Source organism: Metabacillus idriensis (genome assembly GCF_050483325.1).
GTDB lineage: Bacteria > Bacillota > Bacilli > Bacillales > Bacillaceae > Bacillus_P > Bacillus_P idriensis_A.
The window spans coordinates 155,790-168,497 of the sequence record NZ_JBCMYF010000001.1 but is presented as its reverse complement, the minus strand read 5'-3'; the positions used below and the strand labels follow the sequence as shown (position 1 = coordinate 168,497).

Annotated in this window: 13 protein-coding genes, 1 tRNA gene and 1 pseudogene; 7 read left to right on the top strand and 8 right to left on the bottom strand. The window is 36.3% G+C overall.

Features of this window, described 5'->3' with window-relative positions:
- Window positions 1-703 precede the first annotated feature (703 nt).
- Window positions 704-1,003 carry a hypothetical protein gene (locus tag ABEQ24_RS00835; RefSeq protein WP_430004992.1) on the bottom strand — a complete coding sequence of 100 codons (300 nt, stop codon included), beginning with the start codon at window positions 1,001-1,003 and terminating at the stop codon, window positions 704-706.
- 383 nt (window positions 1,004-1,386) lie between these two features.
- Between ABEQ24_RS00835 and ABEQ24_RS00830 the strand changes: the two genes are divergently transcribed.
- Window positions 1,387-2,007: a hypothetical protein gene (locus ABEQ24_RS00830; RefSeq protein ID WP_430004991.1), complete on the top strand. Its 621-nt coding sequence runs from the start codon at window positions 1,387-1,389 to the stop codon at window positions 2,005-2,007.
- 60 nt (window positions 2,008-2,067) lie between these two features.
- On the opposite strand, the pseudogene ABEQ24_RS00825 reads toward ABEQ24_RS00830, so the two are convergent.
- The 4 genes and pseudogenes from ABEQ24_RS00825 to ABEQ24_RS00810 form a co-directional block, all read right to left on the bottom strand.
- Window positions 2,068-2,310 (bottom strand): annotated as a pseudogene (locus tag ABEQ24_RS00825) (copper homeostasis protein CutC); the annotation flags it as partial.
- A 97-nt stretch (window positions 2,311-2,407) separates the two neighbouring features.
- The gene (locus ABEQ24_RS00820; RefSeq protein WP_430004990.1) at window positions 2,408-2,827 is read right to left on the bottom strand and encodes a GNAT family N-acetyltransferase; all 420 of its coding nucleotides are present in this window, start codon (window positions 2,825-2,827) and stop codon (window positions 2,408-2,410) included.
- A 181-nt stretch (window positions 2,828-3,008) separates the two neighbouring features.
- Window positions 3,009-4,037: a histidinol phosphate phosphatase domain-containing protein gene (locus ABEQ24_RS00815; protein WP_430004989.1), complete on the bottom strand. Its 1,029-nt coding sequence runs from the start codon at window positions 4,035-4,037 to the stop codon at window positions 3,009-3,011.
- Window positions 4,027-4,818: a DeoR/GlpR family DNA-binding transcription regulator gene (locus ABEQ24_RS00810; RefSeq protein WP_430004988.1), complete on the bottom strand. Its 792-nt coding sequence runs from the start codon at window positions 4,816-4,818 to the stop codon at window positions 4,027-4,029. Before ABEQ24_RS00810 ends, ABEQ24_RS00815 begins: the two co-directional genes overlap by 11 nt.
- Window positions 4,819-5,234: 416 nt before the next feature.
- On the opposite strand from ABEQ24_RS00810, the gene ABEQ24_RS00805 reads away from it, so the two are divergent.
- The 3 genes from ABEQ24_RS00805 to tatC all read left to right on the top strand — a co-directional run bounded on the left by ABEQ24_RS00805 (window position 5,235) and on the right by tatC (window position 7,626).
- Window positions 5,235-6,449: a metallophosphoesterase family protein gene (locus ABEQ24_RS00805; RefSeq protein WP_430004987.1), complete on the top strand. Its 1,215-nt coding sequence runs from the start codon at window positions 5,235-5,237 to the stop codon at window positions 6,447-6,449.
- Window positions 6,450-6,633: 184 nt separating this feature from the next.
- Entirely contained in the window at window positions 6,634-6,813 is a 180-nt protein-coding gene (locus ABEQ24_RS00800) for a twin-arginine translocase TatA/TatE family subunit (RefSeq protein ID WP_430004986.1), read from the top strand.
- 66 nt (window positions 6,814-6,879) lie between these two features.
- Window positions 6,880-7,626 carry a twin-arginine translocase subunit TatC gene (gene tatC / locus ABEQ24_RS00795; protein ID WP_430004985.1) on the top strand — a complete coding sequence of 249 codons (747 nt, stop codon included), beginning with the start codon at window positions 6,880-6,882 and terminating at the stop codon, window positions 7,624-7,626.
- Between the two features lie 150 nt (window positions 7,627-7,776).
- On the opposite strand, the gene ABEQ24_RS00790 is transcribed toward tatC, so the two are convergent.
- Complete coding sequence (locus tag ABEQ24_RS00790) at window positions 7,777-8,460, bottom strand: copper homeostasis protein CutC (protein ID WP_430004984.1); 684 nt, start codon at window positions 8,458-8,460, stop codon at window positions 7,777-7,779.
- A gap of 57 nt (window positions 8,461-8,517) precedes the next feature.
- Window positions 8,518-9,684, bottom strand: coding sequence for a MalY/PatB family protein (locus ABEQ24_RS00785; protein ID WP_430004983.1), 1,167 nt, complete (start codon window positions 9,682-9,684; stop codon window positions 8,518-8,520).
- Between the two features lie 329 nt (window positions 9,685-10,013).
- On the opposite strand from ABEQ24_RS00785, the gene ABEQ24_RS00780 reads away from it, so the two are divergent.
- The 3 genes from ABEQ24_RS00780 to ABEQ24_RS00770 are packed head-to-tail and all read left to right on the top strand — an operon-like array spanning window position 10,014 to window position 12,018.
- Window positions 10,014-10,496: a DUF2975 domain-containing protein gene (locus ABEQ24_RS00780; protein ID WP_430004982.1), complete on the top strand. Its 483-nt coding sequence runs from the start codon at window positions 10,014-10,016 to the stop codon at window positions 10,494-10,496.
- 11 nt (window positions 10,497-10,507) lie between these two features.
- A complete protein-coding gene (locus ABEQ24_RS00775) occupies window positions 10,508-10,723 on the top strand; it encodes a helix-turn-helix domain-containing protein (protein ID WP_430004981.1) in 216 nt (71 codons plus the stop codon).
- A gap of 47 nt (window positions 10,724-10,770) precedes the next feature.
- On the top strand, window positions 10,771-12,018 hold the full coding sequence (locus ABEQ24_RS00770) for a DUF4153 domain-containing protein (protein WP_430004980.1): 1,248 nt from the start codon (window positions 10,771-10,773) through the stop codon (window positions 12,016-12,018).
- 445 nt (window positions 12,019-12,463) lie between these two features.
- Here the strand turns inward: ABEQ24_RS00770 and ABEQ24_RS00765 are convergent.
- Window positions 12,464-12,535 (bottom strand) — tRNA-Val (locus ABEQ24_RS00765).
- Window positions 12,536-12,708 lie beyond the last annotated feature (173 nt).

Sequence of the window (12,708 nt, the reverse complement as noted above, 5' to 3'; positions counted from 1 at the left end):
ACGCTAATTCGCATGCACCGCTTTTAGCGGTGTTTTTTGCAATAATATAACTCAGTTCATTATTGAACTGAGTTAATGGGATATTCCACAAAAACTTATCCTCTGAAGCAGTCCTTTCAAAATCATCTTGCGACTCAGCTTCTTAGAAGTTAAACCGTTTAGCAGAAGACATTTTAGTGTCACCTGTGCCTTTACTTAACCTTAAATGTCCAGCTTACGTGCTTTACTAATCTAAAGATTTAAAATAGATAATTTCAGGATCTCCATCGTCTAAATTTTCAACTGTACCACTTTGTAAAAGAATTTAATCTTTGCTTTTCTTATAAAGATCGGTGGTCTTATTAATCAACTTATTCACACCAAATATAATACTTACAAACCCAATAAAATTTATCAGCATATTATTGGTGAATCCCAAATCATCAAACTTTATACTAGCCAAAAGCACTCCCAGCAGTATCAAAAATACTCCAAAAATAATCCTCATCCGGTATCCTACTTTCATATGAATGTGAAAAAGGTATTGTAAAAGGCTGTATATTTTAATGAAATTCAACAAAAAAAAGCGATATCCCTTCTTGGATTATCTCCCTCTCTGCTCAGAAACAGTATTAAACCATGTACAAACAAAAATAGCAGGTGAAATTCATATGCGAATTACCCTGCTATTGACAGTTTCCCCTCTAATGCCGGAACCCCTTAATCAAAGATCAGAGGTGTCATTTTTCATATTAAGCAACTTAAATACATCAAAATCATGTTCACCAATCTTCTTCAAAGCATACTTCATTGAAAGCCTTAAGTCTTTGACCTCTGCACTCAACTCGCGGAGAGCCTCATCCTGGTCTTCATCCCCATCTGCAAGTTCCTGTTTTGACAGCTTGTACAGCTGCTCTTCCACTTTGTCCAGTCTCATGTCCACCTGTTTTTCAAGCGCGTCAAAACGTTTGTCAATGCTTGCCTTCAATTCCGTGATGGCAAGCAGGAGTTCCTTGTTTTCCATGACTATCCCCTCGCTAATGAATGATGGAATGCTTATCATCTATATTATATTTCTACCAGCTTGAAGAAAGCCAGCAGCAGCCTTCCAGAAAAAAAGAAAAGACAAACTCAGGCAAATGAGCTTCTGTAGCGGTTTAATAGAAAAAGGATATTTTAGCAGAATATCATCCTATCCTACTTTAGACTAAAAAATAGAGAGATAGATTGGAATGGAATCCTATTATACCGGTTTTTTTGATCGTTACCCTATTTTTCAGCAAGCTTATTAAATTATTCTGTGTAAATAATTGGTAATATAGTCTGTAAAGAAAATGAATATATTGATTCTTATAGAAAAAATGGAAATCTTTTATATTTATAGTGTAGTAAAATAATGAATAGGGAGTGGTTAAATTGAAGAAGATTTACAGTCTTGTCTTAGCTGTTTCTTTTTGTTTATTGTCCATTTTCTCCTTTTCTAATGGAACTGCTGCGGCCGAAAACACACAGGCAAATAATTATATGATTAAATCGTTTCACTATTTAAATGTTGATGGAAAAGATGTGAACGCTGCAGAAATGAATGACAAAACCGCAAATGAAGACATAAAAATAACCATGGTTTTGCCTAAACAGAACAAAAATGGCGATTGGCTGGCGTATGGATTTACAAGCAGGGAAACCTTGGATGCCTTTATCGAAAAAGATAAACAGCGAGTTGAAAACAAAGCCGGGATCATGGGCACCGGACCATGCTGTACCGATTTCTATGATTATAAAAATAAAGGCGGCGCGTATATTTATTGGAGAGACGGCTTTAAAAATCTGCCTTCTAGCTGGAATGATAGAATCTCTTCCTTAAGCACCGCTTCACCTTCTTCAAGTTACTCAACGACGCTTTGGGAGCACACTTCTAGCCAAGGCTACGGCAGAGGAGTGCTGTTTAGACATTCCGATTGGTATGGCAAAACAGCTAATATGGCTTCGGATTGGAACAACAAGGCTTCAGCAATTGAAATTAAGTAAGAAAAAATAGTATAAAAAAGCTGCAGGCATTAATGCTTGCAGCTTTTTTGCATTCCCGTATTATTCTGCTATTTTCCTGATCGCTCTTATTTGAAGGCGATTGATAGGGTTATTATAATTCGATTCATACTGGATTCCCGAACCAAAGTGAACTTCTCTCACGTTCTCCTTTTCTAAGAATGCAGGTAAGTTTTGAGGTGTTAACCCTGATCCTGCCATAATTGAAAGACCCGTACCGGCTGATATATCTGCTAGCTGACTCAGCTCTTCTATTGCTTCTATAGCTTTATCTTCGATGCCTGATGTGCGTACTTTTAAATTGGACTTTCAAAAACAAAAAACCTTACTACAAATAAAGTGTAGTAAGGTTAAGACTGTTATGCATGAAAAGGATTGCTCATTATTTCAGATGTTTGTACATATAATAATGAGAAAACCCTTTTGGGAAATCCTCTAGTTTCCCCATTTCTTTGAATCCTAGCTTTTTATAAAATTCAGGAGCCTGAAAACTAAATGTTTCTAATCGCATGAACCTGCAACTTTTTTCACGAGCAAAAGCTTCAGCCTTTTGAATTAATTCCTGTCCTTTTCTTTGCCCACGCAATAACTCGTCTACCCATAAAACATCAATGAAAAAACATTCCCAATCTATATGTCCAACAAGTCCACCAAGAATGCGGCCATCTTCATCTTTTAAAACAAAATTAATTTTTTCTTCTTCCGTATAGGCAACTTTACTTTTATTGTGTTTAATTAAATTATAACGTATAAAAAACGTATCTTCTTCATTGTAACCCGTATGTATTGTTAAATGGGACATTTCGAATCACCTCATATTTTTTCAACTCAGACTAATGTTTTTTCAATTGCTAAAAGCTATTTTACTAAAAACAAATTGAAATTACTAGACGTACGAGTTTTATAAATACAAGCGGGTATGGGAATAAAACAAAAGGGAACCCAATAAATTATGATTTCAGGTGCTTTTTCTGCTTTTTGTTCTAACGCTGGATATTCAATGAAGATTCCTCAATTGAAAGAGGCTTCATCATTCGTTCCCTTTTATCAAAAGTAACGATTTCTTTTACCCCTTTATTAATCAGCATCTCTATGTTTTCATCTAGGAAAGAACCTATGTCTTCTGGAAAATGGGCATCAGAGGATAGGAGCAATGGTATCTTATTTTCAATTAATAGATCAAGAAATGGTTCACTCGGACACATTTCCTTTACCGGGAATCGATAATATAAACCCGCGTTAAACTCTGTTGCTGCATCCATATCCCTTAAAGCTTTTACTATCCTTTTATACAGGGTATGCAAAAGATCATCATTTGGCCGGTAGCCAAAGACTTTAATATTATCCAGGTGGGAAATATAGTCAAATAAGCCGCTTCTGATTGCTTTTTCAACGATTCTAAAGAAGGTTTCATATAAAACATTTACATCATACTTTTCAAATTCATCAGTTGTTTTTGGATTATCAAATCCCCATCCATTGACAAAATGAACAGAGCCATTAATAAAATCCCAATCATGCTTAGAAAGCAATTCAGATAAAGCCTCTTCCTCATCTTCAAAGTAGTCTGCTTCTATTCCTATCTTTAATTGCACACCTTGCTTTGCCCATTTTTCTTTATTTTTTGTAATAGATTCCGCAAAATGATCCATGCTTTCTGTCATGACCAGGTCTAACCATCGCTTTTGTAAACGGCCAATCGGACTTTCATCAAGCATCATATTTTTTTCAAAATATGTCCGGCAATCTGTAAATCGATATAAATGATCTACAATCCCGACTTCTTTGATCCCTTTTCTTTTCGCATTTTCTAGATATAAATCAAGCCAGATAGGATCATAAGCACCTTTTGTCAACCTATCAGATAACTTTTGCACAGATTGAACAGCCCATTGTTTTGAGGTTTTTTCTTCTGTCGAATGCTGTCCCAATAGAAGGTTTTGATAGGTTTTTTTCAGCCATTTCGATGTATACGGACCTTCTTCCAGATGAACGTGATAATCAACTCTCATTGGCGTCACCTACAGTTATCCAATCTACGCCACCAATAACTGGATCTTTAGACCAATCAACCGGCATTTTTTGATCAGTAATCAGACAATCAATTGCAGAGAACGGCCCTATATGGAAAAGAGCCCTTTGATTCAGTTTAGAAGAATCAGCTGCAACAATTGTTTGTCTTGATCTCTTCATCATAATAGAAGAAGCCGTTGCTTCCTCTACATTGAAATCACAAATTCCATCTTTGTTTATTCCCCCGCATGAAATAAAGGCTTTGTCAAAATAAAATTGCTCCAATAACTTATTGGTTATGGACCCGCTGATTGAACGCTGCAAAGGATTGGTAGTACCTCCAAGGACAATGACTTTTCCATCAAATAACCTGTTTTCAATCCGGCTATTTAATAGTTCAGCTGCTGTTAGAGAATTGGTCACGATGGTTACATTTTTGACGTCTTTAATAGCACTTGCAATTTGAAAGATTGTTGTGCCTACATCAAGTGCTACTAAATCTCCATCCATAATAAAAGTTGCCGCAGCTTCTCCAATCATTTTTTTCTGAGGATGAAAGATTCCGACTTTTCTATTGAAATGAGGCTCTTTAATCACACCAAGATATTGGATGGCTCCGCCATGAATTCTGCGCAATTTCTTTTTCTCTTCAAGTGCACTCAGATCTTTTCTGATTGTTTCAGGAGTCACATTTAATTTTATAGCTATATCTGCGACGCCAATCTTATTTTTTATTTCCAGCTCTCTGATTATCGCTTTATATCTTTCATTCATTTTCATTTCTTTCCTCCATTTTGTTTTGTTTTGTTTTGGATTAATCCATTATAAAAAAGGAATATAAATAATAGACTGGAAAAATATTAACGTTTGTAAAATGAATCAAAAATAAAAACAAATTCAAAAGTCTACTCTGTGCGTTTCCTTAATGTTTTATCTCATTACAATTCTAAAAAGCTTCTTTTTCTAGTGAATTCAGCGGTTTATTTTTGCTTTTTTGTTTTTTGTTTTGTTTTTTTTACTTCCTTTGCTGTTTTGTTTAATAATCTATCAATAATTTTATCTTATGATAGAAATGTAGCTAACGGGGATCGTGGCGCCATCTCCATTTACGTAGTGAATGCTTGCAGCATTACATAAATGATTCTCCTTTACTATTGTTATGCAAATCAATCATTTATTTCATTGGAGGGTTTTATATGAATAATCAAGATCAGCAAAAAGGACTGGACAGAAGGAGTTTTATAAAAATAGGCGGAATGAGTACACTCGCTTTAACACTTGCGACTACTGGGCTTCCCGGGAACCTAATAACGAACACTGTACATGCTGAAAAAAAACCAAATGCTAAGCTTCACTTCAACTCAAATGGAAAGTTTAAGGTCGTCCAATTTAACGATACTCAGGATGATGAGCGAATTGATCGCAGGACACTTGAATTGATGGAAAAAGTCCTTGATTCAGAAAAGCCTGATTTTGTAGTACTGAACGGTGACAATATTTCATCAGGCTGTGACTCAGAACTAGAAATGAAGCTAGCCTTGAATAATGTTGCTCAACCAATGGAAAAAAGAGGGATTAAGTGGGCGGTTACGTTTGGAAACCATGATGAAGACTCCACACCAAAGAGCGGAATGGACGAAAAAGCGATGCTGCAATTTTATATGAAGTACAAATATAATATGAACGAGCCAGGTGAAAAAGGCCTATCTGGTACAGGCAATATGAACCTCCTCATTAGACATTCAAAAGGCAATAAAGCTGCATTTAACCTATGGCTGCTTGACAGCGGCAGATATGCTCCATCACAAATCGCCGGGCAAGATTTTAAGGGATATCCGACTTGGGACTGGCTCCGTTTTAATCAAGTAAACTGGTATTATGAACAATCTAAAAGACTTGAAAGACAATACGGATATAAAGTACCTTCACTTGTGTTCATTCATATTCCTTTATGGGAGCATCGTTTTATGTGGCATGGAGGCGTTGATGTAAGAACACAAGCAAGCCATGAGGCTGCAGTGGCCAAACATCAAATTGTTGGAGAACGAAATGAAGATGAATGTCCAGGACCAGTAAACGGCGGTTTATTTTCAGCCATGCTTGAGCGCGGAGACGTTAAAGGAGTATTCTGCGGACATGATCATGTGAACACATACTGCGGCAATTATTATGGAATTCTGCTTGGATACGCCGGAAACACAGGCTTTGGAACTTACGGACTTTCAGGTGCTCAAAGAAACAGACTTCGCGGAGCACGGGTATTCCATTTAGATGAAAACAAAGAAGGCGTACTTGTTGAAACGCATATGGTTTTTGCTAAGGACTATGGAATTGATTTAACTGCGAATGATCAAAGTATGAATCCTCTGCCTTTAGATACGGAAGAGAAGGAAAAAATGCCGAACAGCTAATTCTTATAAAAAGGCTGTTTTCGAATAAATTATCGTTTTACGTTTTGATATTGTTCACGTTTACAAGTCTTGTCGTACTCTTTTCCGAAGATAGGCTAATACGGTTATTAAAATAGATACGATAAAACTGTAAAATATCCAAAACCCGATTAATTACTGACTGAAAAAAAATGGAGGAATTATCATGCTGCAAAATATAGGTGTCCCTGGTCTAATCCTAATTCTGATTATCGCTCTTATCGTATTTGGACCATCTAAGCTTCCGGAAATCGGCCGTGCATTCGGAAATACAATAAGAGAATTTAAGAACTCAGCAAAGGATATCATATCAGACGAAAAAGAAGATAACAGCCAGACTAAGTAAACATTCCGGAAGATGTAAACGCCAAGTTTGCATCTTCCTCTTATTTCAAAAAAGGGAGAAGCTTATATGAATAATAATGAGTTATCTTTTGTTAATCACCTTGGAGAGCTAAGAAAACGATTAATTTTTGTCTTCGTGTTTTTTACCATTCTTTTATTCGGTTCATTTTTTTATGTACGGGAAATATACGAATGGCTGGTTCGGGATCTGGGCCATAACTTAGCTGTTTTAGGACCAAGTGAAATCCTGTGGGTCTATTTTATGATTTCAGGAATCATTGCCATCGCACTCACCATTCCACTTGCAGCTTATCAAACCTGGCTGTTTGTAAAACCTGCATTAACTGTAAAGGAACGGAAATCGGCGTTAGCCTACATTCCAGGGTTGTTTAGTTTATTTATTGCCGGTCTGTCATTTGGGTATTTTGTCGTCTATCCGCTTGTTCTAAGTTTTTTACTTTCCTTATCAGCAGGGCAATTTGAAACCATGTATACTGCAGAAAAATATTTCAAGTTTATGATCAACCTGACACTGCCATTTGGTTTGCTTTTTGAAATACCCTTAATAGCTATGTTTCTTACCTCAATTGGTGTTATTAACCCGATGCTGCTCACTAAAGCAAGAAAGATCTCTTACTTTTTACTTACTCTGATTGCTATTTTCATCACTCCCCCTGATCTTATTTCAGATATTCTAGTAATCGTACCTCTATTCGTTTTATATGAAATTAGCGTGACCTTATCCAAATTCGTATATAGAAAAAAACATCCAAAGCAGCCTGAGACCGTGGTTCCAATGAAAAAAACATCATAAACGACTAAAAGCCTGCAGTCATTTAGGAATGTCTGCAGGCTCTTAGTTCCTGTTAGAACGTTTGATTGAGGATTGTATTCCTCACTTTAAATAGTCTCTAAAATTAGGAAAAAGCGAATTGTGATGGATATTACGATTTCCACTCTTTTTTTATGAAACAATTTTCCTGATTGCTTTTAATTTATTTGGATCTATTGGATTCATAAAGCTTGATTCAAAACGAATTCCGGAACCAAAATGTATTTCCCTCACATTTACTTTTTCTAAGAATGTCTGCAAATTTTGGAGTGTTAACCCTGAACCTGCCATAATTGAAAGACCCGTACCTTCCGAACGATCTGTCAGCTGCCTCAACTCTCCTATCGCTTCTGGTGCTGTTTGCTTGCTGCCGGATGTGAGGATTCTGGAAATTTCAGGGTAATTCTGAAGCACACCTATTGCAGTGTATAGATCATCAACCTCATCAAATGCCCTGTGAAAGGTTATATCTAACCCTTTTGAAGCTTGTATTAACTTAGTAAGCTTCTCTTCATCTATTTTTTTATCATTTGTAAGAGCACCAAAAACAACTCCTGCTGCCCCTAATTCCCGGCAGATTTCAATATCTTCTAACATAATATTCAAGTCTTCATCCGAATAGCAAAAACTCCGGCTATGCGGACGAATCATCACATTTACGGGAATCGTTAATTCACTGCAGACACTTTTAATTAAGCCATAACTGGGAGTCAGCCCTCCTTCCATCAATCCTGTGACTAATTCGATTCGATCGGCACCCGCTGCTTGTGCAATTTTTGCATCTTCAATTGAATCTGATATAGCTTCAATAATCATATTTATGTCCTCCTAACATTTTTTCGTCAAATAAATACAATCCTGCCGGCGAAAACGTCAGCAGGTTTCTTCTTTTCCATTGACAGCCGTTTTCATTCTTAAGAGTGCTTCAGTCAGGACTTCACGAGGACATGCAATATTTATACGCTCAAACCCACCCCCGCCTTTACCGAACTTCATTCCTTCATCAAGACGAACTCTTGCCTTTTCTAAGAAAAACGTATGCAATTCATCAGATGGAATACCAAGTTCACGGCAATCCAGCCAAATCAAATGGGTCGCTTCAGGTTTCACTACTTTAATGGACGGTATATTTTGTTCTAAAAAGGAACATACATACTGGAGATTACTTTCTAAATAACTTTTTACATCTTGAAGCCAAGGCAAACCATTATAGTAAGCGGCAATCGTTCCTTCCACAGCAAAAGCATTTGGACGCATTAATCCGTATCCCATTAAAAGCGTTTCATATCTTTCTTTCACTGCTTTATTCGGAATTATAAAAATAGAGCTTTGCATTCCTGCAATATTAAATGTTTTGCTTGGGGCAGCACATGTAATTGAAAACTTTAAATGGCCGGGATGAACAGTTGCAAACGGTGTATGTTTATTACCAGAGTATGTTAAATCTCCATGCATTTCATCTGAAATCACATAAACCCCATGTTTCTCGCAGATTTCCCCAATCTTTCGCAATTCCTTCTTGGTCCAAACTCTTCCAACCGGATTGTGAGGGCTGCACAAAATAAAGATTTTCGTATCGGGACGGGATGCTTTTTCCTCAAAGTCTTCAAAATTCATTGTATATGTACCATTAGAATAAATAAGAGAATTACTTAATAATGTACAGCCTTGTGTTTCAATTGTTGAAAAGAAAGGATAATATACTGGATCCTGTACGATCACAGCATCACCCCGCTGTGTTAAAGCTTGTAATAATAAATTTATTCCAGGAATAATACCCGGGCTAAAAGAAATCCACTCCCGTTTTAACTCCCAATCGTACTGTGTTTTCCACCAATATTGAACAGCATCAAAATATCGTTCACAAAATGTACTGTACCCATATATTCCGTGCATTGCTTTTTGACTTATCGCATTGACTATTTCTTCTGAAACTTGAAAATCCATATCTGCAATGCATAATGGAATCATATCTTGATCCTCTATGTACCATTTCACAGAATGTGTTTTTCTTCGGTCAATCAATTTTTCTAACGGCATATCTTTTTCTCCTAACTTTCATCTCCTAATGATATTTCATCCATATTATACAAGAATTAAAGAGCATTTATCCTTTTTAACTTGAACTTCTTTTTTTTGTAAGGCTGAAGTCGAAATCCTACTTCCATCTGCTTCAATCCCTTCGCTCTACAAGTTATATATTTAATGGTTTAAAGTTATAGAGCATTTCTTTGAATGAGGAATGCTTTTTATTTTTGCTTAAAACAAAAAATACAATAAAAACGTTATTCAAATTAATAAAAATTTATTGTAATACAATAAAATATAGATTAAAATCAAAATCATAATAAATAAATGAGGTGCTTTTTATGGAGAAAGTAACAACATTGTTTTTAAAATTAGCTGTGATTCTTTTAGGCGTCCCAGTTCTTGCTCTGTGCATCTTTTTGGTGCCTGAGATGGCGAATCTTGCAGCAAAATTACTTCCAGAGTTTGCTTATATAAAATATCTCGTTTTCATCGCTTTTGATGTGTCGGCGATACCTTTTTACTTTGCTTTGTATCAGGCTTTCAAACTCCTACGCTATATTGACAAAAATAAAGCTTTCTCCGATTTATCTGTAAAAGCTTTAAAGAAAATCAAATACTGTGCCATCACAATCAGTATTTTACATGTGCTGGTTTGGCCTCTCTTCTATATCTTTGCGGAAGTAGACGACGCACCAGGAGTGATCTTTGTCGGATTGGCTGTTCCTTTTGCTTCGATGGTTATCGCGGTCTTTGCGGCTGTTCTCCAAAAACTTTTACAAGAAGCAATTACTATCAAATCAGAAAATGATTTAACGGTCTGAGGTGAATAACAATGGCAATTATCATCAATATTGATGTGATGTTAGCAAAAAGGAAAATGAGCGTAACAGAACTTTCGGAGAAGGTTGGAATAACAATGGCGAACCTTTCTATATTGAAAAATGGAAAGGCAAAAGCGATTCGATTATCCACTTTAGAGGCCATTTGCAAGGCTTTAGACTGTCAGCCTGGAGATATTTTAGAATACAATAGTGACGAAGACAGTTAAATGAATCAAGGTAACTTAATACAACAATTATTAGGGGAGGTATCACTATGGACATTAACAATTTAATTATTGAAAATATTGCTGACCCTCATGAGCTGGAGAGAATGTATCGAAAAGACCCGAAAACGTTTAAAAAGGCATTCTCACACGCATGGGAACAAAATCCCGATTCTCAGGTTCTTGGCGTTTGGTATGAAAGATTGCATTTCAAGGAGAGGGCAAATACAGAAAAACCTTCCTTGCTTCAAAAAGGTTTCTTATTCATGGGCATTTTAGCCATTCTGTCCGGGATAAGCACCAGGATCATTTTCCATTTTGTCGAACAGGAGGCAATTGCTCCAATTAACCTGGCTTTTGGTATCATTCCCTTTATTGCTGCCTATTTTGTTTATAATAATACTCCGAAAAAAAGTGTTATTTATTCCCTTGCAGCGTTGTTCCTAATTTCCGGGTTTTATCTTAATATGCTGCCATTAAATGATAAAGACAGTATTATCCTTGCTTATTTACACCTTCCCATATTCTTATGGGTATTGGCAGGGCTTGCATTTACAGGAAATGACTATTCAAAAGGCAGTACAAGATTAGCCTATATTAAATTTAATTTGGAATATTGTATTCTCTACGCCAGCATGGCAGTCAGCGGAATGGTACTGGCAGCATTAACCATGCAGTTATTTAGCTTTGTTGGCTTGGATATAGAAGACTTCTATTTTAGTAATGTCGTTTTATTTGGTGCTGCCGCTCTCGCTATTGTGGCTGCATACCTGGTAACAATGGATCTTAAACTTGCTAAGAATATTACACCATATATAGCTAAAATTTTTAGTCCTCTTGTCCTGGTCACATTGGTGGTCTATCTTATAACGGTAATATGGGTCGGAAAAAATCCATTCTTGGACCGCCATTTCCTGATAGCCTTCAACGGAATACTCCTTGGCGTATTGGCCGTTACCATATTTTCCATTACCGAAAGCGACTCAGACGAGAAAAAGAACATTTCAGATTATATAAATTTTGCCTTAATTGTTCTTGCGCTTATCATTGACAGTGTGGCATTGTCAGCTATCGTATTCAGGCTTTCTTCATATGGGATTACGCCTAATAGACTTGCTGTTTTAGGAGTAAACATACTTATCTGGGCAAATCTAATTTGGATTATGCTCTCCTATATGCGTTTTCTGCAAAACAAATCCGGACCTTCAACTATCCAAGATGCCGTTACTAAGTATTTGCCGGTCTACGGACTTTGGGCAGCTTTCGTTATATTTACTTTTCCTATCATTTTTAAGTAGAAAGACTCTGTTCATGTAACGAAAAGCCAATCTTCTATAACGTATAAATTCCTTAGAGCCGATATTATGCAGCTTTTTATACAGAGTTGCATAGTGTTGGCTTATTTTCATTACTATTGTTAAGAAGAAGGCATTCAAATCATAAGAGATAATATATTGTTGCAACTGGATTCTTTAAAAGATGTCCAGTTTCATGTGTGCCCAACGAAAAAGGACTTCATGAAACGTATTTGATAAGCTTAACTTGCAGGTTTTATGCACCTTATTCATTCTGAGAAAATGTGTGAGTTATTTTTTCTTTTTAAGTAAAATCCTCTTTTTAGTATAGAAGCTTTTAATTTTTGACACCAATTTGCCGCCAATTCCTCTGTTCTACTTCAAATTAAATATCCTGTAATATACAAAAAACCTTGATAACACAAAGGTTACCAAGGTTTTGTAATAATGACCTGTGAGGGATTCGAACCCCCGACCCCTTCCCTGTCAAGGAAGTGCTCTCCCACTGAGCTAACAAGTCGCAGTATGTAGGTATTGCTGACAAACTCTATTATATGAGGCTGCGCGCGCAAAGTCAACAAAATTATTCGGGCTTACGTTCATGCAAAACCTTAGGTACACCAGCCTCTAATTTCAGCTGTTTTAAAAAAATCCCATTGGTTCTATGATTTCTGTTTTTCTTTTAAATCTATA

Excerpts from the sequence above, each read along its gene's own strand:
- ABEQ24_RS00835 (WP_430004992.1), bottom strand. The coding sequence starts at position 1,003 with ATGGAAAACAAGGAACTCCTGCTTGCCATCACGGAATTGAAGGCAAGC.
- ABEQ24_RS00820 (WP_430004990.1), bottom strand. The coding sequence starts at position 2,827 with ATGTCCCATTTAACAATACATACGGGTTACAATGAAGAAGATACGTTT.
- ABEQ24_RS00815 (WP_430004989.1), bottom strand. The coding sequence starts at position 4,037 with ATGAGAGTTGATTATCACGTTCATCTGGAAGAAGGTCCGTATACATCG.
- ABEQ24_RS00810 (WP_430004988.1), bottom strand. The coding sequence starts at position 4,818 with ATGAAAATGAATGAAAGATATAAAGCGATAATCAGAGAGCTGGAAATA.
- ABEQ24_RS00805 (WP_430004987.1), top strand. The coding sequence starts at position 5,235 with ATGAATAATCAAGATCAGCAAAAAGGACTGGACAGAAGGAGTTTTATA.
- ABEQ24_RS00800 (WP_430004986.1), top strand. The coding sequence starts at position 6,634 with ATGCTGCAAAATATAGGTGTCCCTGGTCTAATCCTAATTCTGATTATC.
- tatC (WP_430004985.1), top strand. The coding sequence starts at position 6,880 with ATGAATAATAATGAGTTATCTTTTGTTAATCACCTTGGAGAGCTAAGA.
- ABEQ24_RS00790 (WP_430004984.1), bottom strand. The coding sequence starts at position 8,460 with ATGATTATTGAAGCTATATCAGATTCAATTGAAGATGCAAAAATTGCA.
- ABEQ24_RS00785 (WP_430004983.1), bottom strand. The coding sequence starts at position 9,684 with ATGCCGTTAGAAAAATTGATTGACCGAAGAAAAACACATTCTGTGAAA.
- ABEQ24_RS00780 (WP_430004982.1), top strand. The coding sequence starts at position 10,014 with ATGGAGAAAGTAACAACATTGTTTTTAAAATTAGCTGTGATTCTTTTA.
- ABEQ24_RS00775 (WP_430004981.1), top strand. The coding sequence starts at position 10,508 with ATGGCAATTATCATCAATATTGATGTGATGTTAGCAAAAAGGAAAATG.
- ABEQ24_RS00770 (WP_430004980.1), top strand. The coding sequence starts at position 10,771 with ATGGACATTAACAATTTAATTATTGAAAATATTGCTGACCCTCATGAG.